The sequence below is a fragment of the Kitasatospora sp. MY 5-36 genome (assembly GCF_001182915.1).
Classification (GTDB): Bacteria; Actinomycetota; Actinomycetes; order Streptomycetales; family Streptomycetaceae; genus Kitasatospora.
The window spans coordinates 1-2,739 of the sequence record NZ_LFVW01000979.1 but is presented as its reverse complement, the minus strand read 5'-3'; the positions used below and the strand labels follow the sequence as shown (position 1 = coordinate 2,739).

At 74.8% G+C, this 2,739-nt stretch carries 1 protein-coding gene; it reads right to left on the bottom strand.

Annotated elements, in window-relative coordinates; all coding sequences use genetic code 11:
* Positions 1-52 precede the first annotated feature (52 nt).
* Positions 53-2,452 carry an endopeptidase La gene (lon, locus tag AE652_RS39095; protein ID WP_049660270.1) on the bottom strand — a complete coding sequence of 800 codons (2,400 nt, stop codon included), beginning with the start codon at positions 2,450-2,452 and terminating at the stop codon, positions 53-55.
* Positions 2,453-2,739: the final 287 nt, after the last annotated feature.

Below are 2,739 nucleotides of genomic sequence, written 5' to 3'. Positions count from 1 at the left end.
GGCCCGGGCGGCGGTCGGAGCGGCGGCCGGGGCGGCGGCCGGAGCGAGCCGGTCAGGCGGCGACCAGCACCGCGGCCCCGGCCGGCTCCAGCGCCAGCTCCAGCACCTCCCGGACGTCCGCCACCGGGTGGACGGTGAGCCGCTCCAGCACCTCGGCCGGGACGTCGTCCAGGTCGGCCTCGTTGCGCCTGGGGATGATCACCGTGGTGACCCCGGCCCGGTCGGCGGCGAGCAGCTTCTGCTTCACCCCGCCGATCGGCAGCACCCGCCCGGTCAGCGACACCTCGCCGGTCATCGCCACGTCGGTGCGCACCTTGCGCCCGGAGAGCAGCGAGGCCAGCGCCGTGGTCATGGTGATGCCGGCGCTCGGCCCGTCCTTGGGGATGGCCCCGGCCGGGATGTGCAGGTGCACGCCGCGGTCGCGCAGCGAGGTGACCGGCAGCTCCAGCTCGGCGCCGCGCGAGCGCAGGTAGGAGAGCGCGATGTGCGCGGACTCCTTCATCACGTCGCCCAGCTGCCCGGTGAGGGTCAGCCCGGTGCCGCCCGTCTCGGCGTCGGCCAGCGAGGCCTCGATGTAGAGGACGTCGCCGCCGGCGCCGGTCACCGCGAGGCCGGTGGCCACGCCGGGGACGGCGGTACGGCGCTCGGCCGGCTCCTGGGCGGACTCCGGCACGTGGTGCGGCCGGCCGATCAGGGCGCGCAGGTCCTCGGCGCCGACCGCGGCGGGCAGCTCGCGCTCGCCCAGCTCGGCCTGTGCGGCGATCTTGCGCAGCACCCGGGCGATCGAGCGCTCCAGGGTGCGGACGCCCGCCTCCCGGGTGTACTCCCCGGCGAGCCTGCGCAGCGCCGGCTCGTCCACGGTGACCTGCCCGCCGCCCAGACCGGCCTTCTCCAGCTGGCGCGGGAGCAGGTGGTCGCGGGCGATGACGACCTTCTCGTCCTCGGTGTAGCCGTCCAGCCGGACCAGCTCCATCCGGTCGAGCAGCGGCCCGGGGATGGACTCCAGCACGTTGGCGGTGGCGAGGAAGACGACGTCGGAGAGGTCGAGCTCGACCTCCAGGTAGTGGTCCCGGAAGGTGTGGTTCTGCGCCGGGTCCAGCACCTCCAGCAGGGCGGCGGCCGGGTCGCCCCGGTAGTCGGAGCCGACCTTGTCGATCTCGTCGAGCAGGACGACCGGGTTCATCGAGCCGGCCTCCTTGATCGCCCGCACCAGCCGGCCGGGCAGCGCGCCGACGTAGGTGCGCCGGTGGCCGCGGATCTCCGCCTCGTCCCGGACGCCGCCGAGCGCGACCCGGACGAACTTCCGGCCCATGGCGCGGGCCACCGATTCTCCGAGCGAGGTCTTTCCCGTTCCGGGCGGCCCGACCAGGGCCAGCACCGCTCCCCCGCGGCGGCCGCCGATCAGCCCGAGGCCCTGGTCGGCCCGGCGCTTGCGGACGGCCAGGTACTCGACGATCCGCTCCTTCACGTCGGCCAGGCCGGCGTGGTCGGCGTCCAGCACCGCGCGGGCGCCGGCGATGTCGTACGCGTCCTCGGTGCGCTCGTTCCAGGGCAGCTCCAGGACGGTGTCCAGCCAGGTGCGGATCCAGGAGCCCTCGGGCGACTGGTCGGAGGAGCGCTCCAGCTTGTCGACCTCCTTGAGCGCGGCCTCGCGGACCTTCTCCGGCAGGTCGGCGGCCTCGACCCGGGCGCGGTAGTCGCCCTCCTCGTCGGCCGGGTCGCCGTTCAGCTCGGCCAGCTCCTTGCGGACGGCCTCCAGCTGGCGGCGGAGCAGGAACTCCTTCTGCTGCTTGGCCACGCCCTCCTCGACGTCCTTGCGGATGGTGTCGTTGACCTCCTCCTCGGCGAGGTGGTCGCGCAGCAGGGCGAGCGCGTACTCCAGGCGGGCGACCTGGTCGGCCTCCAGCAGCACCTTGAGCTTCTGCTCGGCGGTGGCGAAGGGCGCGTAGCCGATGTTGTCGGCGAGCTCGCCGACGCCCTCGATCTGCGCCACCCGGTCGACGATCTGCCAGGCGCCGCGCCTGCGCAGCCACTGGGTGGACAGCGCCTTGTACTCCTTGACCAGCTCGGCGGCCCGGCCGGCCACCGGGGTGCCCACCGAGGACTCCGTGAACGGCGTGGTCTCCACCCAGAGGGCGGCGCCGGGGCCGGTGGTGCCGACCCCGATCCGGACCCGGCGCACGGCGCGCACCAGCGCGGCCGGCTCCCCGTCGGCCAGCCGGCCGACCTGCTCCACGGTGGCCAGCGTGCCGGCCGCCGCGTACGAGCCGTCCACCCGCGGGACCAGCAGGACCTGCGGCTTGCCGGCGCCGGTGGCGGCGGCCCGGGCGGCCTCGACGGCGGCGCGCACCTCGGTGTCCTTCAGGTCCAGCGGGACGACCATGCCCGGCAGGACGACCTCGTCGTCGAGCGGCAGCACGGGCAGGGTGAGCGGTGTGGACGTCGATGCCATGATCTCTCCCCAGTCAGTGAACTTGAGTCGACCTGACTAAGGCTTCACGGGCGCCGGATGTTCCCGGCCCCCTGTTCGCCGTGAGCGAACAGGAATCGGCGGGGAAAGCGCGGCACCCGACTTCGTCAAAAGAGCACCGGACACGCCTCGAAAAGTCCCGACGGGGAGCCCCGCGAGTCCGGGGAGGTCCGACCGGGCGACGGCGTAGACGCGCCTAACGCACAGGCGTCAGCGCGCCGCACGCACCCGCGCGGGCGCGCCGCCCGCGGCCGTCGCGGCGGCCGGGC

Excerpts from the sequence above, each read along its gene's own strand:
- lon (WP_049660270.1), bottom strand. The coding sequence starts at position 2,452 with ATGGCATCGACGTCCACACCGCTCACCCTGCCCGTGCTGCCGCTCGAC.